The organism is Alteromonas sp. Cnat3-28, assembly GCF_022348265.1.
GTDB classification, from domain to species: Bacteria; Pseudomonadota; Gammaproteobacteria; order Enterobacterales; family Alteromonadaceae; genus Alteromonas; species Alteromonas macleodii.
The window spans coordinates 289444-310216 of sequence record NZ_JAKREY010000002.1; the positions used below are offsets into that span (position 1 = coordinate 289444).

Sequence of the window (20773 nt, forward strand, 5' to 3'; positions counted from 1 at the left end):
TTTACCATGCTATTGAATTTGATTAGGCACTCAGTGGATGATGATATGAAAACCAACAATGTAATTCAAAATAGAACGACGAGTCGTACGCGTTTGAAGATCTTATCTCCAATGCTTGCGGGAATTTTCAATGTTTTGTTGGTCTCACCTAGCATTGCTTCAAGCTCAGATGCAAACCCTGTTGCTGATGCGACTTCCACTACAAAGGAACAAAGTGGTAGTAACATCGACTCTAGTGTGAGCACCACGCCTAACGCCGCCATCTTGCTTTATCACCATGTGTCGTCTTCAACACCAGCCAGTACCAGTATTTCGCCAGAAGCCTTTAAATCGCACATGGAATACTTGGACGCACACCACACTGTTGTTTCGCTTCAGGACGTTGTTTCTGCGATACAACACAACACTACACTGCCAGAAAATGCGGTTGCGATTACGTTTGACGATGGCTACGCAAACATTTTAGACAATGCTCACCCAATACTGGCTGACCTAGGTTTTCCCTATACCGTGTTTATCAACCCTGATGAAATTGGCGTAGGTCCTAAGCAGCTAACATGGGAGCAAGTTATTGCTATGCATAACGATGGCGTTGTTTTTGCCAACCACACGCTAGACCACCTTCATATGCTAAACGGTGAGCAAGCAATGGGCGAGCGCGCATGGCTGGAGAAAGTTTGGCAGAACGTAGAAAGTGCTGAAAAGAAGATTGAAGATAAACTGGATATTAGCCTTAAATATTTAGCGTACCCGTTTGGTGAATACAACACGGCGCTCGCAAATAAGCTCAAAGCTGAAGGTTACATAGGATTCGGGCAGCATTCCGGGGCTGTGGGCCCATCTAGCGACATGCAGGCACTACCGCGCTTCCCCGCGGCCGGTCCTTACGCCAATTTGGCAACGCTAAAGACCAAGCTTAATAGTCTTGCCATGCCATTGACGCAAAGCTCACATAAAGACCCTCGTATGACAGCGCGAAACCTGTCATCGCCCATTAGTTTAACGATAGACAGTGACGATGTTCGCCTTACACAAGTAAATTGTTTTTTCGGCGGCGACCCTATCGAGACTAGCCTAGAAGAAAATGTGCTTACGTTTATCCTTGATGAAACCCTTCCAGTAGGACGTTCACGTGTGAATTGTACAGCACCGTCTAATGCGCAATCAGGGCGTTATTATTGGTACTCTACGCCCTTCTTTGTGGCAGATGAGAACGGCAATTACCCAGACTAGGGCATGTCGATAAGGCACATCTATGCTTGAGCGCGAGCGCATATCGATTGGGCTCGCGCTTATATAAGAAAACGTTTACCTATACAGGTTTAGAAAATCGAATAAAACCTTTATTTATCGACTCTTCCACAAACCTATGACGCTGATAGAAACGAATGGCTGGCACGTTCGACACTTCAACATCTAGTACCACTTTACGTTTGTTCAGTTTTTCTGCTCGCGCTTGCATAGCATCAACCAGTATCGTTCCCACGCCCGTTCGACGGGCACTTTCTTCAACAGAGAGATGGCCTATCATGAGTTCGGTATTAGTAGGCGGCGTAAGATTGATGGCCACGGTCTGATTACGCATGAGCACTGTCATAGCCTCATCGAGGGTAAAGTACGATGTGATGCTATCAAGGGTTGCCCTATCAAATGTTGCACCTAGTTTGCTGTGCCAAGAGGTCACAACGCCGAGTACTTCGTCACCGCTACACGCCACCCAATGATTCTTAAAGCCATATTGCCCGCCACCGAGTTCCCATGCATGAGACAGGTAGCCCTCAGCTGTTTTATTTTTATTTTGTCCAAAAATAGACGTTAACAAAGACTGCGCCGCATTCAATATAAGCGGCGTAGTTTGCGCAGCATCAGATGCCACACCTTGCCTTATTTTGATTTCCATATTACTGCTTCGAGATTATTATTGGCATATCAGCCAATATTTGCTGGGAATCACTTATCGATAGCTTTCCTGGCTCTCTTTTTGGTTTGAATCTTCCTATCACCCTAGCTTCAGGGTCGACAAGTACGACAGATGCACTGTGATCAACTAAATAGTTGGGGTTATCGGTACTTTCAGCAATGGCATACATCATTCCTAAATTACGTACAAACGGGAATAGCGCCTTGTGCTCTCCAGTTACGGCAATGAACTCCTCATTAAAATAGCTCACATACTCTGAAAGTCTTTCAATTGAATCGCGATTTGGATCAACGGATACAAAAACAATTCGAATAGGTTCGACACTATTTAATGCTTTTAGTTCAGGATATATACCGTTCAATTCAGCCATGGTAGTTGGGCAAATATCGGGGCAGAAGGTATAGCCCACAAATACTAAGCTCCACTGCCCTTCAAGCGACGAATCATCAAACACTTCACCTTCATGAGATGTAAGTGAAAACGGTGATAATGCTCTCGGCTCTGGGTAAGTCTGAAAGTATTCAGGCTGACTTTCAACATTTGGGGGCGCGATATACAGCGCCCCTACGATGCCTGCACATAGCGCTAAAAATGCAACAAGGCCGACGGTAGTTCGTTGATTCATAAACTCAGTGGTATGTAGTGATCTAAGAGTAATACGACAAACAATACCATGAGATGAATAATTGAAAACCTAAAAGTTTTCATTGCAGTTTGTGGCTCTGCATCGAATTTTAACTTTAATGCATAGTATAAAAACCCAATGTTAAGCACACTTGAGCCAATCAAATAAATGAGATCGCTCATGCCTGTAAGGTAGGGCAGCAAACATACAAGCCCCAACAATACTGTATACAGCAACACTGACGTTTTCGTAAATGACACACCGTGGGTTACCGGCAGCATAGGCACCTTCGCTTTGGCGTAATCTTTTTCTCTATGAATAGCGAGCGCCCAAAAATGCGGCGGCGTCCAGGTAAAGATAATTAGCACTAAAAGCAGGGCATGGGCATGTATTTCCCCTGTAACCGCGGTCCAACCTAGAAGCGGTGGAGCAGCCCCTGCTAAACCGCCAATCACGATGTTTTGCGGTGTCGCTCGCTTTAAATACATCGTGTAGATAAACGCGTAGCCTACTAAACTTGCTAAGGTTAACCACGCGGTTAGCATATTCACAAAAAGAGCCAACACTACAAATCCAACCACACCTAAAACGCCTGCAAACCACAGCGCGTTGTTTACGCTAACCTTGCCTTTTGCGACGGGGCGATTAAATGTACGCGCCATCACACTATCTATCTTATGGTCGACAACGTGATTAATAACCGCAGCAGATGCAGACAACATACCAATACCCAATAAGCCACAGATAAGTACGGTTGCGTTTACCCACGAAGGCGTAGCTAAACACATTCCTACTAACGCGGTTAACAGCAACAACATGACGACATTAGGCTTAGTCATTTCATAGTAATCTCGCCACGTGACTACATTGTGCTGACGTGAAGTACGCGCATGTAAAGAGACCGATTTAGCCATGGAAACCTCCTGGTGCTTTAGGGAGAATATGAGAAGACGTTGACGCGTTTAAAGGGTCGTGCAAAGGCGCTTCGTGGATGCTAAATGCACCTGCCCCCTGCAGTGATTTCGAACCTGAGAATGAGCCTGTATTTCGTTTTTCTGTACCGAAGACGTTATCGTTTTCTAGTGCCAAAAATACGGTAAAAATGAGGTTGAGTAGGGAGAGAAGTAACACAGCTGCGACCGCGTTATGCATTACAGCGACAGCCAGTGGCAGCATAAAGATAATGTTGCTAAGTCCTAATGCCACTTGCGTGCATAATGCTACCAACATAAACGCACCCACATATTTTTGTTTACTTGTGGTGTAGCGGCTTACCAACACACTTATACCTAGTGCTAGCAAGTATAAAAACGTGATGACCGCGCCGAACCTATGCACTATGTGCATGGTAACTCGTTCGCCGTAATCGTGAGCACCAAACTCATAGTTGTCTGCGTCAGGCACACTGAATGCACCTGCCAAATCAATTCTTTCCTGCCAACCGCTTTCACAGACCGGCATTTCCGTACAGGCCAACGCAGCATAATTGGCAGAAGTCCATCCACCAAGAGCAATCTGGGTAACAAGCACGCCAAGCCCAATGAAGGCGAAAAGTTTAAGGTTTCGCTGAAAGAATTTGGCTTGAGGTAAGTCGGTAATGCCTTGTTCATGCATAGCTGACGCTATGGGCGCTTGTTTAGTTTTCGATGCATCGACTGCGGTGTTGCGCAAACGGAGGTAGAGAATAAACAGGCAAGAGAGCACAGAGAAGCCCCCCAGCAAATGCCCCATAACTACAACGGGAAGGAGATTGAGCGTCACGGTCCACATACCAAGTGCTGCCTGGAAGATAATGAGCCCTAGCAGTAACAGAGGTAATTTAACGGGCGTGCTTTTGTCGCGTTGCCGAATAGCAATAATGGCAATAGCCAGTACACACAGCCCCAGCGTTCCTGCAAAATAGCGGTGAATCATTTCATTCCACGCCTTAAATGCCTCAACTGGACGTTCAGGAAAAGCGGCGTTAGCTTGTGCCACTTTTTCCTCACTCAAAGGCACGGTTAGGTTACCGTAGCATCCAGGCCAGTCGGGACATCCTAGCCCAGCGTCGGTCAAACGCGTATACGCACCGAGAATAATAACGACCGCTGCCAGAAAAATACTGAATAGGGTTAATTTTTTCATGGCCGTTATCCTATACGCGATAATTTAAGGAGCTTTCTCATATCTGCCAGCATGTTGCGGCTTTCCATCACGGCGTCTTTTCTATCGTCTTTAATGTCGTAAAAGAGCATGGCGTTATTTTGCGTATCAACAATATAAACACTGCTAGAGGCAAGCGCCGTTGATGTAGTAACGGGTAAGGTTTCGACAAAAGGGTAGTCTTCTAGCGCGGCTATCGCAGTTTGGTCGCTTGAAGCGGTAGTAACGACCACTGCTTGAGCACGGTCCGATTCTTTACCTAGCGCAAGCCACACTTGGTTAATGCTAAAAAGTGCGTTCTCGCACACTGCGTCACATTTACTTGGCATCACATACAACAAACGCCATTTAGGTTCCGCGTTTTCTAAAAGCGCACTCATGTCGATGGTCGGCGCGAGCAGCTGACCTTTATTTGTCGCGCCTTTAGTAAACCAATCGTTATCAAGTGCGAGCTTTGCCAAAACAACAGGTAAAACAAACACGGCTACCATAATAATTAATGTTTTTTTCGAAGCAGCATTACTCATAACTACGTCCTTTCTTACTAATTGCAAAGCCGCCAATGGCTGCAGCGGCCATGGCTAAACCAAACCATTGAACTGCATAGCCAAGGTGCTTTTCAGGAGACATTACGACGGCCTGATGTTCGCGAATAAACGCGGGGTCAGGCGTGGTAAGGTGAAGAATAAAGGGTAAAAGTTTGCGCTCTAAGGCGTTGCTTAGTGCAGGGAATTCTATGCGTTGCACCAGCGCGGGGCTTTGCGACAAAGCCATGTTGGTTTCTTTCACTAAGGGGTTGTTACCCGGCACGCTAAGCACGCCGATAAATTCGCGCGTTTGGCTTGTAAAACTTATATCCGGTAACGTGCGCGTTAAGTCTGGCGCAGGCACCCAGCCAAAGTTAACCAGGAGCCACCCGACATTGGTATTTACCGGTACGATGACATCGAACCCCACCCGCTGATTGTGAATCTGATTATCTAATAGCAATACATGGTTAGCGTCTATTGCGCCGCTGAACGATACGGTAATATCCCGAGGATCATCATGAGACAACGCCTCTTCTAAACTCAAGGTTCCATTACTTTGCTTTTGCGCTATGCTAGCTAAGCGTTGTTGCTTTTGGACCATGCGATCAAGTTGCCAGTACCCTAAACCGCACATAATCGCCACACTAAAGCCCGTGAGTAACCAAGGAATAACGTGGCGAGTGCGAGAAAACATGATTATTTCGCACCATGCAAAATTAGAATAAAAACAGAGGTGAATATGTTGATAAAAATAGTCCTTGTTGCGTTAGTGCTGTACATGATTGTGAACTTGTTCATGGCGATGCGAATCATGATGAAAAATGACACATCAAAAGGGCCTATGAGTAAGTACATTGGTCGACGCGTGCTCACTTCTGCCGTCATTGTTATTATTATTCTTATCGCTATTGGTACCGGTTTAATTACCCCAAACCCAAGGCCTTACTGAGTTTGGGGCTCCCTTTTAAAGTACGTAAACAAAGATGTAGAGCATGACCCACACCACATCTACAAAGTGCCAGTACCAGCTCCCCGCCTGAAACGCGAAGTGGTTTTCAGGCGTGAAATGGCCTTTCAAGACCCTAAAAAACAATACAATTAGAATGATGGTGCCAAGGGTCACATGCATGCCGTGAAACCCTGTGAGCATAAAGAAGGTGTTGCCGTAAATGCCTGACTGAAGCGTAAGCCCCAAGTCGCGATACGCATGTATGTACTCTTCTACCTGTAGGAACAAGAACCCACATCCAAGTAAGATAGTGATACCCAGCATTAGGGTTAGCTGTTTGCGTTTGTTTTGCTCTAATCCCACATGAGCGAAGTGCAGTGTAATAGATGAGATAAGCAAGATAACCGTATTGATTGTGGGCAAACCCGCAGCACTCATTTCTTGTGTGGTAGTGCCGCCTGGGGTTGACACCAGCGGCCACATGGCCTCAAAGGTCGGCCATAAGACCTCATTGGTCATAGCGTTATTCGATGCGCCGCCCAGCCACGGAACGGAAATAAATCTCGCGTAGTAGAGGGCGCCGAAAAACGCAGCGAAAAACATCACCTCTGAAAAGATAAACCAGCTCATACCTTGTCGATATGAACGCCCCAGCTGATCGCTGTAAAGCCCTGCCATAGATTCGTCTATTTGATTTTTAAACCAACCTACAAGCATAACGAGCAATACTGCTATCCCCGCTAAAAGGATATGACCGCCATAGCCTGTTTCACCTTTGGTTGCTTGCACCACATAATTGCCCGCACCTACGGCGATAAGAAATAGAGCAACGGCCCCTACGATGGGCCATGGACTTTGTGCGGGTACATAATATTTTTGATATTCGTGATTCTGTACTTCGGGTTGCATTTTCTTCTCCTTACCCCTTCGGCCTATTCGCCATTTGATGGTGTTGAAGCCATAAAGGGATTCGGTGTTGTCGTTAGGTCACTGGCTCGCGCTGTGACGTCATAGAGTGTGTACTGCAAGGTAAAAAACGTAATTTCTTCAGGTAGCTGAGGGTCTACATAAAACTGCATGGGCATATAGGCTTCACTACCCGCATCTAATGGCTGCTGATTGAAGCAGAAGCATTCAGTCTTGTTCAGGTACAGTGCTGCCGTTCCGGGGGATACAGAGGGAATGGCCTGAGCTACGATATTGCTTGATGCAGGGTTTCTCACATAAAACGATACCGTATTAAGTTCGCCAGGGTGCACTTTCACGCGCTTGGTTTCAGCACGAAACTCCCAGGGCATACCGGTATTTGTGCGAGTAATAAACTCGACGGTCACTTCTCGCGACTCATCAATCTCAACCGATTGATAAACCGCAGCCGTGCCTTCGGTTTTTCCGTTAATTCCCGTAACGTCGCAAAATACGTCGTACAAGGGAACAAGGGCAAAGCCGAAGCCAAACATGCCAATGACAATAGCAACAAGTTTAATAACCATCTTGTTGTTTGCGCTTTGCTGTGACATCACGTGACCTCCGGGTAAATCCATAGATGAAGGTTGGTAAACGCTTGCTTAGTCGTTTATCTCCCTCACCACCTGCAATGTGTGAATGTCATTCCCATCGGCTTTTGCCGGTTGAAAGGAATGACCTATTCACAACTCCACCTACCGTTACTTAACGACAGGTGGCGTTTCAAACGTGTGATAAGGAGCGGGTGATGGAATTTCCCATTCCAATCCTTCTGCGCCGTCCCAAACTTGCGCTGATACCGGCTCACCTTGCTTTTTGCATGCCTTGATAAGCAGGGCAAGAAAGATGAGCTGAGATAAACCGAATGCAAAGCCACCCAGGCTTATCCATTTATTAAAATCAGCGAACTGCAATGCATAGTCAGGAATACGGCGTGGCATACCAGCCAAACCCACAAAGTGCATAGGGAAAAACAACACATTGACCGATACCAATGAGCACCAGAAATGCCATTTAGCTAAGGTTGTGTCATACATTTTTCCCGTCCATTTAGGCAACCAGTAATACACCGCAGCCATGATGGAAAAGACCGCGCCAGTTACCAGTACATAGTGGAAATGGGCTACAACGAAGTAAGTGTCGTGATATTGGAAGTCCACGGGCGTGATCGCCAACATTAGCCCTGACAACCCACCAATGGTGAACAGCACAATAAAGGCAATAGCGAACATCATTGGCATTTCGAAGCTCAGTGAGCCGCGCCACATGGTCGCTACCCAGTTAAACACTTTTACACCAGTAGGCACCGAGATAAGCATGGTGGCAAACATGAAAAACATTTCCATGTACACCGGCATGCCCGTGGTGAACATATGGTGAGCCCACACAACAAAAGAGAGCAGCGCAATCGACGCCGTGGCGTAAACCATAGACGCGTATCCAAACAGCTGCTTTCGAGAGAAGGTAGGAACAATTTGCGAGATAATGCCGAAAGCGGGCAAGATCATAATGTACACTTCAGGGTGTCCGAAGAACCAGAAAATATGCTGGAACATAACCGGGTCGCCGCCACCAGCAGCATCAAAAAAGCTCGTGCCAAAGAACTTATCAGTTAACACCATGGTAACCGCACCGGCGAGCACTGGCATTACCGCAATCAGCAAAAATGCCGTGATAAGCCACGTCCATACAAACAGCGGCATTTTCATCCAGGTCATGCCTGGCGCACGCATATTAAAGATGGTCACAATCACGTTAATCGCACCCATAATGGATGAAATACCCATAATGTGAACAGAGAACACAAACAACGCTGTCGAATCGCCACTGTAAGTCGTTGAAAGGGGCGCGTAGAAAGTCCATCCAAAAGCAGGGCCGCCGCCTTCCATAAAGAGCGAGCTCAATAGAATGAGAAAGGCACCTGGTAAAATCCAGAAGCTCCAGTTATTCATGCGCGGTAACGCCATGTCAGGGGCGCCGATCATCATGGGAATAAGCCAGTTTGCGAGCCCAGTAAAGGCTGGCATTACTGCACCAAATACCATGATAAGCCCGTGTACCGTAGTCATTTGGTTAAAGAAGTTTGGCTCTACAATTTGTAGACCGGGTTGGAATAGTTCAGCGCGGATCACCATGGCCATCGCACCACCAACTAAAAACATAATAAAGGCAAACCACAGGTAAAGTGTGCCTATGTCTTTATGGTTAGTGGTAAACAACCAACGCGTTATCCCTTTAGGAATATGATCGTGGTGTTCATGGTCATCATGTAGGTGACCGTCATGAGGCGCAGAGGTATCTGGCGAAATAACTTCAGTTGCTTTGCTCATTGTCTGCTCCTAGTTTCCGTTTGCCACTGCGTTGACATCTTTGGCTTGAACCATATCGCCAGTTTTATTGCCCCAGGCATTTCGCTCGTAAGTGACTACGGCGGCAATTTCCTTAAGACTTAGCATTTTTCCAAACGCTTGCATGGCCGTTCCTGACTTTCCATGCAGCACGATGTCAATGTGACCTTGCTGATCTTCTAGTGCCATCTTGCTGCCTTTTAATGCCGGGAACACGCCAGGTAAACCTTCACCATTTGGCATATGGCAAGCAGCGCACGTTGCGTTGTATACTCGCTCGCCCTCTTTCATCAGTTCATCCATAGACATATTCATAGAAAGCAAACGCTGTTCTTCTTCTTTTGCTTTGCGAACAATTTCTTCTTGCTCGTTCATCCACTTGTCAAATTCGGCAGGCTCTTTCGCGATAACCACAACGGGCATGTAACCGTGGTCTTTTCCACATAACTCAGCGCATTGCCCACGGTAGATCCCTGGCTCATTAACCTTGGCCCAAGATTCATTGATAAAGCCGGGGTTGGCATCTTTTTTCACGGCAAAGTCAGGAACCCACCAAGAATGAATAACGTCATCAGAGGTAATAAGAAAACGTACTTTTTTACCTGTGGGAATAACCAGAGGGCGGTCAACTTCAAGCAGGTAGTTATCTGTTTTCTGGAATTTGTTCTCTATTTGCTCGCGCTGAGTGGCGAGTAAAGAATAAAACTCTACATCGCTATCCATGTACTTGTAATGCCATTTCCATTGAGAGCCTGTTACTAACACCGTCATGTCAGGCTCAGACGTGTCTTCCATAGCAATTAGAGTATTCGCTGCGGGTACCGCCATGAAGATAAGAATAAGGAAAGGAATAACGGTCCAAGCAATTTCAACCTTCACGTTTTCGTGAAAATTAGCTGGCTTGGCGCCACGGGACTTTCTATGTAGATACATTGAGGCGAACATCACGCCAAAAACTACAACCGCGATACCTACACAAATGAAGAACATCAACATATGGAGGTCGTATACCTGCCCACTGATGTCGGTAGCACCGCGTCTTAAGTTAAGCGAAGAGGCTTCTTCGCTTGCTTCTTGCGCAAAAAGCAAAGGGGAAAAAAGCAAAATTGGTATACTAGAACACCATTTTGCGAAAACGGTCGTTAGTTGTTTCACTCAGCACCTCCGTAATGGCGTGGTCAAAGACGCTGATTAATTTGCGCGATGCCCTACCAAATGGTTTGCGAACGATTGACCCATAACCTCAACTTGTAAAACAAATTTAGAGCCATTGTTATTATTTTGTTAATCTCTGTATAAGAATTGCGCAATAATGTCGTGCCGTCTAGTCTTTTCTATTAAAAATTTAACGAAGTGGTTAATTTTTAATCATTTACTAAAATGGTCGCGGGGGATTTCACGTGCAAAAAGAGAAAGCCATTGCTGTGAGATGCCCTTGGAATCAAACAGGCATTTTGAACACGGGGTTAAAGTAAATGCTCGACTAACTAGTTAAGAAATCAATAAGTAATCGATTACTCAATGTCGATTTCAAACAAAATTCAAAATAAAAAATGGAAAATACTTGAAGCATTCATAGAAAGAATAACGTGAGTAATGATAAAAATAAGCGCGCAGAAAACCAACAGGTTTGCTGGGCAGGATAAAACCTAAGTTGGCAGATTGAAGAAAAAAACAGGAACAAAAGACATAAAAAAAGCGGCTAACGCGCCGCTTTTATACAAACAAGCTAAAATACTACATCCAGTCAGCGTTTCTGATCACACCCACCGCAATGCCTTCTATCGCAAAATGTTCAGTCGCCAAATCAACTTTTATTGGTGCAAACTCATCATTCTCAGCATGAAGCAATACTTCACGCCCGCGTTTCTCTAGACGCTTTACGGTGACGTCTTCATCTACACGCGCCACAACCACCTGACCGTTGTGTACATCAGTGGTGCGATGAACAGCGAGAAGATCACCGTCTAAAATACCAATGTCTTTCATGCTCATACCGTTAACGCGTAGCAAAAAGTCGGCATGGGGTTGAAACAGTGCAGGATCGACTTTGTAGTGCGATTCAACATGCTCTTGCGCCAAGATCGGCTCACCGGCTGCAACACGCCCAATTAACGGTAGGCCTTCTTCTTCTTGTGCGTCGTTATCAAGAGGGATATTGAGCTTAATGCCACGAGACGTACCAGGCAAAATTTCAATCACGCCTTTACGCGCCAATGCTTTCAAATGTTCCTCTGCTGCATTAGCAGAACGAAAGCCAAGCTGACGGGCTATTTCCGCACGAGTAGGCGGCATTCCCGTTTCTAACATGGTTGTTTTAATAAGTTCTAAAACTTCGGTTTGTCGAGCTGTGAGTGGGCGCATAAAAGACCTGTCTGTTCATACAGTTCCTGTAAGTATATACACCTAAAACTAAATAACAAGCACTTGCCGCGTCTTTTGCGATCTGCAATAGCCTACGACAAGTGCTTTCCTCTTATTTTACGAGAAGAGCCATGTTCGGGTTACTAATTTGTAACTCCAGCTCCCCATCACTATTTTGACGTGTGCGCATGCCTTCAACATTATCGAGCCCAAGTCCAGGGCTTTGCCACACCACATTGCCTTTATTATCAACCTCAACCACGCGATATGCGATGCTGTCATAATAATTGTACGAATAGTCATTCTCGTTAGGCTGGTAGATAGCGAGAATCGACTGATTAGACGACGTCGTTGGAACAGCCGCTATATACTGAGGGTAGAATGACGGTGCTATAGCGTCTTTGAGTTCTAATGCATCGCTCGCCACGTCATAAACATTGATGGTGTTGTAGTTTCTATTTAAACACGCAAATTCAAGTTCGCTATCACTATCAAAATTTACCGTGAGCAATTGGTCACAATTGGTTTCCAATTCATTCAATCCAACAAATTCACCATCCTGCATTTTATAGAGCTTAAGCGAACTATAGCCCCCAACAGCAAAATAATGCACACCGTCTTTTTCAGAGGCAGCAAGCGCATTAATTGAAAAATCGTTAATGATTGAGTCGATAAGCACCTGATTCTCGATATCAAACGCTTTAAGTCGATTGTTCTCAATAATAACTGCATCGGCGTAACTATCGTTATTTACGTCAATGGCTTCAATAAACGAAATTTCACTATTCTGATTATTGTTCAGTGTCCACTGAATAGCATTATCTGTAAGTCTCACGACATTAAACGACGAACTATAATCCAGTGCCCCTATTAGTAACTCACCCACACCGTCATTGTTGTAGTCTGTAACGACCGGTTTGCTATAGTTATAGACATCTTCGCCAACCTCAGCACTTATCGCAAAGTTATCCTCTTTATCTACCGATAAAATCTGAATAGATGATTCGTAACTACTTGTATCGCTAACAAAGACGGCTCTTTCATCATTATCGCCATAAGGTGCCCAACCCGCGGCATGATATCTACTCGCGCGCGGCGCACCTTTTATATCTGACAAGGCATATTCACCGTTGGCATCTTGTTGCGCTACTAAAATTTGATTCTCACCAGTCCAAATAATGTCGTCCACATTGTCATTGTCTAAATCGTCAATGAGAAGTGACATGCCACTGTAAGTGTTGTGGTTAAGAGCCCACTGCTCAGAGATTTGTCCCGCTTCTAATGCAAAACCTCTAACTTGTCCCCACTGACACTCGGAGACAACCACTATTCCTTCTGTAGCTGGGCTTTCTTTACTATAGGCGATATCACAAATGTCACCATGTTCCGCCGTTGCCAAACTGCTTTTCGATACTGCTGAGTAGATTGAGATATCATTCCAACTATCGGCACCGATGATTTCATCTACACCATCGTTATTCATATCACCCAGCACAACAAATGCGTCGCTGAACCCGCTACCGTATAGCCATTGGTTGGCACCGCTTTCGATATCAAATACATAACCATTGTTCGTTACCATTTCTATCGATGCGTCATCATCTACGTTACCAAAAGCAAGGTTATTGACGCCGTCAATATCGTACTGTTGCAACTGCTCACCTGTGCGAACATCTACAATGGCAATAGAAGTCGCATTGTAATATTCGCTCCCATATAAATAAGCAACTTCATCAACTCCGTCACCATTGATGTCGTAAAATAAGCCAGAAATAATACTATCTTCAATAATAAACACCGCTTCTGCATTACTTTCGCGGTCTTTTATTACAGACAATCCCTGTTGAGTAAGAAGGTAGATTTCATCATTATTGTCACCATCAACATCTTGGGTATGCACGCTTCTAATTTCGCCTTTAGTTGGCAGTTTATACGGATACACATAGGTATTTTTAAGCGTATTGCCTTCTAGCGAAAATGCGCCCACGTTGCGAGCATTTACCGTGATAAGTTCACTTGCACCATTGGTCGAAGCAATAGCAAAGCCATGATTATAAATTGGTGTCATCACAGTAGTACGAGCATAAGCCGGGGCCTTGTCCGCATAAGAAGTGATTTCGAGCGTTTGTTGGGATTCAGTTCCGTCTAAGCTAGCGAAACTAAACATATAAGTTTGAGCGTTGAAAAGTTGATTCGCAGGTACATTCCAGGTCATCAGACCTTCCGCATTTAACGAAGCACCGGGAGGCGCTGAAATAAGCTGTCCCGCGACGTCATCGTCAACTCTGTCTGGGTCACTCATCGATACGGTAAACTCTACGTATCCGCCCGCAGTTACTACTTCAGGCATATTCGATGCAGTGAGCGTCATAGGAGAATTGCCGATCTCAACGAAAGTAGGCTGGGATTCAACAACGTTAATACCGTCTGACACCACCATGGTAACTTTAACTTCATCACCGAAGACTGCGCTGTAAGGTGGGAGCGTGGTACCATTAACATCGTCAAGGACTACACCATTTACATACCAGCGAAACGAAATCACCAGCTCTGAGTCGGGAGTATCTGAATCATGATAGTAGCCAGGCTCAACGGTGACTTCATCTGTGGTATAGACAGTCTCATAGGCATAGTAATAAGGCTGATTCACTACAGGAGGTACGGATATCGCATCGATATCTGAAAGCGCAAGGCCAGTATGATTTCCGCTGGCAAACGCTGTTAGATTATTAAAGTATACACCTACATCGTAAATATCATCGCCGTTGTTATCTTCGCCATAGCGAACTGCGCCATCAATAACGTCAATTCCAGCCGTTTTATCTCCTTTTACGACCAGCGAGCCAGATGACGAATAGGGAAGGTCGCCCTGATCAGAAGAATATGCAAAGTCCAATTTGCCTTTAGACGCAATGTAGATTGAACCATTAAGTTCAGACACGAAGGTATTGTTTGTCACCCCTTCTGCTGATGTGCCACTGACCTTGTAAGTTTCACCATTGTGCGTGACAGTAAGATACTGCCTCGTCTCTTCATAAAACGTACCTGTTTGTGGGCGGTAGCGAAAATCAACACTTAAGTAGCCTTTTAATGTTGTGCGCACGCCACCGTCTAGCATAGACAAAGTAGTGAAATAAGACGTTACTTCGGAGCTGTTTTCACCTGCGTCAGTAATAACTAGCGAAAATTGTCCGTCATACCGAGTGGAGTCGTAATATTGAATGCACTGATCATAGTCTACAGTAATCGTTCCTTTACCCGTGTCTTCATCAAGCTTACCTGAGTATGTTACTGATCCTGATTCATAGCACTCGGTCGTACCTTCAACGTTGCCGTTCTCATCTAGGAAGGTGTAGATATCATATTGATCTACATAGGGTGAGCCACTTGTATTGTCACCAAAGAGCGTGATGTAAACCTCTTGTACTGCGCTGATATCCACAGTAGAGACTTTCGTTTCTCCACTGTAGTTCGCATCAGCATAGGTGGTTGCCGCCGAGTTTAGTCGTGACACTGAGTAATCTAAAGGATTTGATAAAATTTCTAGTGCTGTCGGCTCAGGTGGAGGTGGTGGGTTTGTAGGTGGAGAAGAATCAGAGCCACCTCCGCCACCACACGCAGTTAGAGCTACAAGAGAAAAAAGGCCAGAAAAACCCAAGCGCGAAGTTTTCATACATCGTCCCTGATTTAAAAGGCATGTTGGCTTTTTAGTTAAAAGCTCAAAACATGCCTAATTATTAAGTTTAATAAAATATTCGTTTTTTATAACTTAACTTTATCAATCTAGCAACAGCGCCTTGGGCGTATACGCTTATATTTAATGTAGGCGAAGCCACGTACTACTATTATTCATCCCATACGACTTGGTTTCTGCCCTGCTCCTTGGCTCTGTACAGCGCCTTGTCAGCAAGCGATAAGAGGGCGCTGAAATCCGCCTCAAAGGTGTCTTTGATAAATGTTGCGCCTATGCTGATCGATAAATTCATCGTGTCTGTCTTGTAGGTCACCCTTCCTTCTTCAACAGCAATGCGCAGTGCTTCTAGCTGCCTATGGATCTCTTCTTTCTTGTCACCTATCATGACTATTGCAAACTCTTCTCCTCCTAATCGAGCCACGACATTTGGCGTTTGATTATGTTTAGCTATTTTTCTCGCAACAGCAATAAGCGCCTGATCTCCAGCATCGTGACCGTAGGTATCGTTTACTTTTTTGAAGTGATCAATATCGACGATAGCAACACATCCACGACAATGTTGTTTAGAAAATGAAATGCACTCGTCAAGGAACGCGCGTCGGTTATAAAGGCCCGTTAAAGAATCGGTCATCGCCAAATGCCTAAGCTTCTCTTCAGCAACGGCTCGGGCTTCCTCAAGCTCTACTGCGTAGAACAAGCCAGCCAATGCATCTAAAAAGGGCTGTAGAAACTCAGCATCTTCGTCAGTGTAGGTATCAAACTTATTCGCTAAACCGACCATTCCCACTACTTTATCTTTCACTTTTATAGGTAGGCCTAAAAATCGGCTAATGCGCGGATGACCGTGCGGAACACCTTTGGAATTAGGGTGACTGTTTGGCGCATTACTAATGGTAACTTCTCCCGTTAAAATTGAGGTTCCAAAAAGGTTGTCGAAGTTACTAAAGTAGAGGTTTCGTTTTTTGTATTCTGCATATTGAGAAAAGCTACTGTTATCCCAAACAATTTCAGAAATCGCATGAATGAAAAGTCTAGATGAGCTACCGTCTCCTTTCATTTGGCCGACGAAGGCAAACTGGCTATCTGAGATATCTATGAGTTCGGCCAATACGGACTGACACGCCATCGTCAAGTCATTGTTTTGCAGATATGATGCCCGGGTTTTATTGATAAATTGAAGGAGCTGGGTTTTCTTTCTCTCATGCAGTTCGCTTTCCATTCGTTGCGTTATATCTCTATGAATACCTGCTATACGAACCGGCTTACCTTGGGCATCTGTCTCAACGGTTTTCCCATAACTTTCAACCCAAACCCAAGAGCCATCAGTGTGTTTCATGCGAAATGTGGTGTTAAAGACTTTGCTCTTACCAATTAGATGCATGTTGAGCTGCTTTTCAACTTTGACGTAATCCGCGGGATGAATGAGCTGTCTAAAAAAGCGGGAGCCACTGTCATAGTATTCATACTCAAGACCAACAATGTCGCACCAGCGCTTGTTGACTTGATTAACATCGGCGGCCAAGTTCCAGTCCCATGTTCCTAACTCTGAAGCCTCGAGTAATAAACGCATCCGCTGATTGGTTTTATTGAGCTTGTCTTCCACATACTTTTGGTCACTAGTGTCAAACAAAAATGCTTGAACCGAGTACAACATGCCGTCTTCGCGAAAATTTGCCGTTGATATCATGCTCACCCAAATAGTACGCGTTGGCGTCCTTATCTGAAGACGGCAGGTGTGCGTTTCAACACCTTCCATGTGGGCCTGCATAGCAAAGGTAAAATCACCCTCCGCCTCCTCAGACAGCACCTCACTCAATGCCACCGTTCCAGTGAGCAAATCTTGGGGTGAAACTCCCAATACACGCTCACTATTTTTCGAGATATACACCAGCCTCAACGACGTATCATAGCGCCACGTTGCCAACACAATAGGAGACTTCTCAATAAGCCCATGCTCGCGTTTAAGCGCTTCGTGTTCTCTTGAAAGCGAAATATGCTGACTAACCAAAGCACCTATTCTCTCTAAAACTTCTAAGTGTTTTGCGTCTATTTCTCTTGGCACGGTATCAATTAAACATACGGCACCGATTACCTGATCATTTATCTCGATCGGCGTTCCTGCGTAGAAACAAATGTGAGGTTCTCCGGTGACGAGAGGATTATGCATAAACCGTGGATCTTCTTGCGCGTTGCTAACAACCACCTGCTTGCGCTCTTCAACAACATGACTACAGAACGCATGTTCACGAGTGACTTTAGAAAGAGTGGTTCCGTAGTGTGCTTTAAAGGTTTCTTCAAACTCTCCGACGACGCCAATGAGTGCGATCGGCACCTTGTATGCCTCTGCGAGCACCATCATTAAATCATCAAGATCTAGCGGCACTTCGCTATTGAGCATAAAGTCATCAATTGTCTTTAACCGGCTTTGATCATCCACTACTGCTTGCTCATATTCATTTGCCCTTATAAAAGTAGTAACAGTCCGGCTGTACCGCAATTAAATACAGCTAATGTTACGTTCTCTGTATTCGAACCCATTATAGAAATGGCTGTAACTCACAAGAAAAGGAGAAGGGCGCTTTTGAACTTCCCATGTTATGGATAGTCATTACAGCATGAGAAGCGATGAAATTGGCTTGTCGCGAGATTGTGACGCGTTTGTGTTACACTTCACCCGTTTTTATTTCATAGGATTACATAATTCATGTCGTGGATGCGAAAAGCCCTTCTGTCGGTATTTCATTATCCTGTTAAGTTACTGGTTAAAGCCCACAGCATTCCAGTTAACGTTGAAACCGAATTAGGAATAGATAAAAGTAAACCTATCGTTTATCTACTTCCCACCAACTCAGTGACAGACCAACTTGCACTGAGAATGTCGACTAAAGCGCTAGGTTTACCTAGTCCTACAGAAACCCTCACATTAGCGGGGCGAGAGTATTCGTCGACCTTATTTTTACGCAAAACCCAGCCTCTTTTCCGTTCGTCGGCTAAAGATACGGGAATTGAAGACGTTTTTACTGACCTCTTTCATTTGCATAGAGACCATGAAAACCTAGATTTACAAGTTGTTCCTGTCTATGTGACGTGGGGCCGTGCCCCGGGTCGTGGTAAGCCAGGCTTAAGCGATCTCATTGCTGATAAAGCGGCGCCAAGTTGGCTTCGTAAGTTGTTCATTGTGCTGTTTTTGGGCCGCGACAACTTTATTAACTACTCTAAAGCCGTTTCTGCACGCGCGATGTCCAATCAACATGGTAGTGACCAAAGTATTGCACATAAGCTTGTGCGCGTAGCAAGCACTCACTTTCAAAGAAAGCGCCAAAGCATGACTGGCCCTACGCTGTTAGAGCGCCAAGAACTCAATAATAGTGTGTTGGGCTCTGATGCAGTGCGTCGCGCTATTGCTGAGGAATCACGAAGCAAGAAGGTGTCTCATGAAAAAGCGAAAGAGACTGCCCAAACCTACATCACAGAAATCGCGGCAGACTACCGCGAAGGGCTAATTCGTTTTGGCGACAGGCTACTTACCCGTATCTGGAACAAAATTTATAACGGTATTAGTGTAGGTCATGCCGATCGCATTCGTGAATTGGCGGCTAATGGTCATGAAATCATCTACGTACCGTGCCACCGTAGTCACATGGATTACCTATTATTGACTTACGTGATTTATCACGAAGGTATGGTTACGCCACATATCGCTGCAGGTATCAACCTTAACTTTTGGCCTGTGGGCAAAATGTTCCGCCGTGGCGGTGCATTCTTCCTACGCCGCAGTTTTGCAGGCAATAAACTCTACACCGCCGTTTTCAGAGAATATTTAGAGCTGCTGTTTAACAAAGGCTATTCGGTAAAATACTATCCCGAAGGTGGCCGCAGCCGAACCGGCCGTTTGATCCCACCGAAAACGGGCATGCTAGCCATGACTATCCAAGCCATGCTCAAAGGCGTTAACCGTCCAGTTAGTATCGTGCCTGTCTATATTGGCTATGAGAACGTGATGGAAGTGAAGAGCTATTTGAACGAACTCAAAGGCTCTAAGAAGAAAAAAGAATCTAACCTTCAGGTGTTCTCGGCTATTCGTAAACTCAAGAATTATGGTCACGGATACGTGAATTTTGGCGAACCCATTGCGCTTAACCAGTTTCTTGAAAATCATGTGCCTAACTGGCGAGATTGTCGCGATGCCGAGCCAGAGAAAAAACCAGCGTGGCTGACACCTGCGGTTAACGAACTGGCCAATAATGTCATGACGCGAATTAACCGCGCAGCGGCATTAAATGGTATGGCGTTAGCGTCGTTATGCTTACTGTCTTCTAAACGACAGACCATGAGTGAAGCTGAGTTAAAACAAGCAATGGGCGATTTCATGGACTTGTTTAAAGCGGTACCGTTCAGCGATGATGCCACCATTCCAGATTCATCAGCGGAAGAGCTACTGCGCGATACGCTGAAATTAGGCCGCTTTGACGTAAAAGAAGACGATTATGGGCGTTTGATCAGTCCTCAACCAAAATCAGCGGTATACCTTACTTATTATCGCAACAACATTTTGCATTTATTCGCGATCCCAGGTCTTATTATGGCGTCTATCTTCGCGAAGAAAGGCACCACGAAGAACAGTATTTTTCAGCTTATTGCGGCGCTTTATCCGTTGCTGCAAAAAGAGCTGTTCTTGCACCTTACCCAAGATGAAGCGCTTGCGCATACTGATGCGCTTATAACAGCGCTACTAAACAAAGGATTGTTGCGTCAGGAGGGCGATGAACTGTTGCCGCCAGATGCACACTGCAAACAATTCCACTCAGCATGGCTGTTAAGCCGATGTATGCAGGAAACGCTTCAGCGTTACGCGGTGGTATTGACCATTCTTGATAAAGAAAAAGTGATTAGCCGAAGTGCGCTTGAGCGCGAAAGTAAGCAAGTGGCTGAACGCTTATCTGCTCTCTACGGGCTAAGCTCACCAGAGTTTTACGATAAGAATGTGTTGTCTAGCTTTATCAGTGCATTGAAAGAAAACCACTGGCTGGACTCTGAAAAAGATGGCAGCTTGAAGTACTCAGAAGAGTGTGAAGCCTTACGTGCTGACGTTATGGCCCTGATTTGGCCAGAAATGATGCAGCATTTGGAGAACGTTACACTAAACGCTTCGAATTAAGGCGACGCTAGCTGGCTGAATTTGCCAGCACTACGGAGCTTAGGTAAAAAGAGAAAGCCCATGCTACTGCATGGGC

Annotated in this window: 16 protein-coding genes; 3 read left to right on the forward strand and 13 right to left on the reverse strand. The window is 45.3% G+C overall.

Annotated features, from left to right (window positions below):
• Positions 1-6 precede the first annotated feature (6 nt).
• Positions 7-1233, forward strand: coding sequence for a polysaccharide deacetylase family protein (locus MHM87_RS03420; RefSeq protein WP_239257774.1), 1227 nt, complete (start codon positions 7-9; stop codon positions 1231-1233).
• 79 nt (positions 1234-1312) lie between these two features.
• Here the strand turns inward: MHM87_RS03420 and MHM87_RS03425 are convergent, their stop codons facing one another.
• From MHM87_RS03425 to MHM87_RS03450, 6 genes are read right to left on the reverse strand one after another with little or no spacing between them, the layout of a single operon-like run.
• A complete protein-coding gene (locus MHM87_RS03425) occupies positions 1313-1900 on the reverse strand; it encodes a GNAT family N-acetyltransferase (RefSeq protein ID WP_239257775.1) in 588 nt (195 codons plus the stop codon).
• Position 1901: 1 nt separating this feature from the next.
• Positions 1902-2546, reverse strand: coding sequence for an SCO family protein (locus MHM87_RS03430; RefSeq protein WP_239257776.1), 645 nt, complete (start codon positions 2544-2546; stop codon positions 1902-1904).
• Positions 2543-3460 (reverse strand): heme o synthase, encoded by a 918-nt coding sequence (gene cyoE / locus MHM87_RS03435; RefSeq protein ID WP_014980735.1) that lies wholly within the window; start codon positions 3458-3460, stop codon positions 2543-2545. The genes MHM87_RS03430 and cyoE overlap by 4 nt, the downstream gene beginning before the upstream one ends.
• A complete protein-coding gene (locus MHM87_RS03440; protein ID WP_239257777.1) occupies positions 3453-4670 on the reverse strand; it encodes a COX15/CtaA family protein in 1218 nt (405 codons plus the stop codon). The genes cyoE and MHM87_RS03440 overlap by 8 nt, the downstream gene beginning before the upstream one ends.
• Before the next feature lie 5 nt (positions 4671-4675).
• Positions 4676-5215 carry a hypothetical protein gene (locus MHM87_RS03445; RefSeq protein ID WP_239257778.1) on the reverse strand — a complete coding sequence of 180 codons (540 nt, stop codon included), beginning with the start codon at positions 5213-5215 and terminating at the stop codon, positions 4676-4678.
• On the reverse strand, positions 5208-5912 hold the full coding sequence (locus tag MHM87_RS03450; protein WP_239257779.1) for an SURF1 family protein: 705 nt from the start codon (positions 5910-5912) through the stop codon (positions 5208-5210). The genes MHM87_RS03445 and MHM87_RS03450 overlap by 8 nt, the downstream gene beginning before the upstream one ends.
• A 45-nt stretch (positions 5913-5957) precedes the next feature.
• Between MHM87_RS03450 and MHM87_RS03455 the strand changes: the two genes are divergently transcribed.
• Complete coding sequence (locus MHM87_RS03455; protein ID WP_039221374.1) at positions 5958-6167, forward strand: DUF2909 domain-containing protein; 210 nt, start codon at positions 5958-5960, stop codon at positions 6165-6167.
• Between the two features lie 15 nt (positions 6168-6182).
• On the opposite strand, the gene MHM87_RS03460 is transcribed toward MHM87_RS03455, so the two are convergent.
• From MHM87_RS03460 to MHM87_RS03490, 7 genes are all read right to left on the reverse strand, one after another.
• A complete protein-coding gene (locus MHM87_RS03460; protein WP_014951383.1) occupies positions 6183-7076 on the reverse strand; it encodes a cytochrome c oxidase subunit 3 in 894 nt (297 codons plus the stop codon).
• 23 nt (positions 7077-7099) lie between these two features.
• A complete protein-coding gene (locus MHM87_RS03465; RefSeq protein ID WP_014951384.1) occupies positions 7100-7687 on the reverse strand; it encodes a cytochrome c oxidase assembly protein in 588 nt (195 codons plus the stop codon).
• Positions 7688-7834: 147 nt separating this feature from the next.
• The gene (gene ctaD, locus MHM87_RS03470; RefSeq protein ID WP_039228778.1) at positions 7835-9463 is read right to left on the reverse strand and encodes a cytochrome c oxidase subunit I; all 1629 of its coding nucleotides are present in this window, start codon (positions 9461-9463) and stop codon (positions 7835-7837) included.
• A 9-nt stretch (positions 9464-9472) separates the two neighbouring features.
• On the reverse strand, positions 9473-10636 hold the full coding sequence (coxB, locus tag MHM87_RS03475; protein WP_239257780.1) for a cytochrome c oxidase subunit II: 1164 nt from the start codon (positions 10634-10636) through the stop codon (positions 9473-9475).
• A 582-nt stretch (positions 10637-11218) separates the two neighbouring features.
• Positions 11219-11845 carry a transcriptional repressor LexA gene (gene lexA / locus MHM87_RS03480; RefSeq protein ID WP_014951387.1) on the reverse strand — a complete coding sequence of 209 codons (627 nt, stop codon included), beginning with the start codon at positions 11843-11845 and terminating at the stop codon, positions 11219-11221.
• A 112-nt stretch (positions 11846-11957) separates the two neighbouring features.
• Entirely contained in the window at positions 11958-15518 is a 3561-nt protein-coding gene (locus MHM87_RS03485; RefSeq protein ID WP_239257781.1) for a hypothetical protein, read from the reverse strand.
• A gap of 172 nt (positions 15519-15690) precedes the next feature.
• Entirely contained in the window at positions 15691-17976 is a 2286-nt protein-coding gene (locus MHM87_RS03490) for a diguanylate cyclase (protein WP_239217876.1), read from the reverse strand.
• A 267-nt stretch (positions 17977-18243) separates the two neighbouring features.
• Here MHM87_RS03490 and plsB point away from each other — a divergent pair, with 267 nt between their 5' ends.
• Positions 18244-20697 carry a glycerol-3-phosphate 1-O-acyltransferase PlsB gene (plsB, locus tag MHM87_RS03495; protein ID WP_014951390.1) on the forward strand — a complete coding sequence of 818 codons (2454 nt, stop codon included), beginning with the start codon at positions 18244-18246 and terminating at the stop codon, positions 20695-20697.
• The last annotated feature ends 76 nt before the right edge of the window (positions 20698-20773 follow it).

What these genes read in the sequence shown, in the direction of transcription:
- MHM87_RS03420 (WP_239257774.1), top strand. Translation starts at nt 7, where the DNA reads ATGCTATTGAATTTGATTAGGCACTCAGTGGATGATGATATGAAAACC.
- MHM87_RS03425 (WP_239257775.1), bottom strand. Translation starts at nt 1,900, where the DNA reads ATGGAAATCAAAATAAGGCAAGGTGTGGCATCTGATGCTGCGCAAACT.
- MHM87_RS03430 (WP_239257776.1), bottom strand. Translation starts at nt 2,546, where the DNA reads ATGAATCAACGAACTACCGTCGGCCTTGTTGCATTTTTAGCGCTATGT.
- cyoE (WP_014980735.1), bottom strand. Translation starts at nt 3,460, where the DNA reads ATGGCTAAATCGGTCTCTTTACATGCGCGTACTTCACGTCAGCACAAT.
- MHM87_RS03440 (WP_239257777.1), bottom strand. Translation starts at nt 4,670, where the DNA reads ATGAAAAAATTAACCCTATTCAGTATTTTTCTGGCAGCGGTCGTTATT.
- MHM87_RS03445 (WP_239257778.1), bottom strand. Translation starts at nt 5,215, where the DNA reads ATGAGTAATGCTGCTTCGAAAAAAACATTAATTATTATGGTAGCCGTG.
- MHM87_RS03450 (WP_239257779.1), bottom strand. Translation starts at nt 5,912, where the DNA reads ATGTTTTCTCGCACTCGCCACGTTATTCCTTGGTTACTCACGGGCTTT.
- MHM87_RS03455 (WP_039221374.1), top strand. Translation starts at nt 5,958, where the DNA reads ATGTTGATAAAAATAGTCCTTGTTGCGTTAGTGCTGTACATGATTGTG.
- MHM87_RS03460 (WP_014951383.1), bottom strand. Translation starts at nt 7,076, where the DNA reads ATGCAACCCGAAGTACAGAATCACGAATATCAAAAATATTATGTACCC.
- MHM87_RS03465 (WP_014951384.1), bottom strand. Translation starts at nt 7,687, where the DNA reads ATGTCACAGCAAAGCGCAAACAACAAGATGGTTATTAAACTTGTTGCT.
- ctaD (WP_039228778.1), bottom strand. Translation starts at nt 9,463, where the DNA reads ATGAGCAAAGCAACTGAAGTTATTTCGCCAGATACCTCTGCGCCTCAT.
- lexA (WP_014951387.1), bottom strand. Translation starts at nt 11,845, where the DNA reads ATGCGCCCACTCACAGCTCGACAAACCGAAGTTTTAGAACTTATTAAA.
- MHM87_RS03485 (WP_239257781.1), bottom strand. Translation starts at nt 15,518, where the DNA reads ATGAAAACTTCGCGCTTGGGTTTTTCTGGCCTTTTTTCTCTTGTAGCT.
- plsB (WP_014951390.1), top strand. Translation starts at nt 18,244, where the DNA reads ATGTCGTGGATGCGAAAAGCCCTTCTGTCGGTATTTCATTATCCTGTT.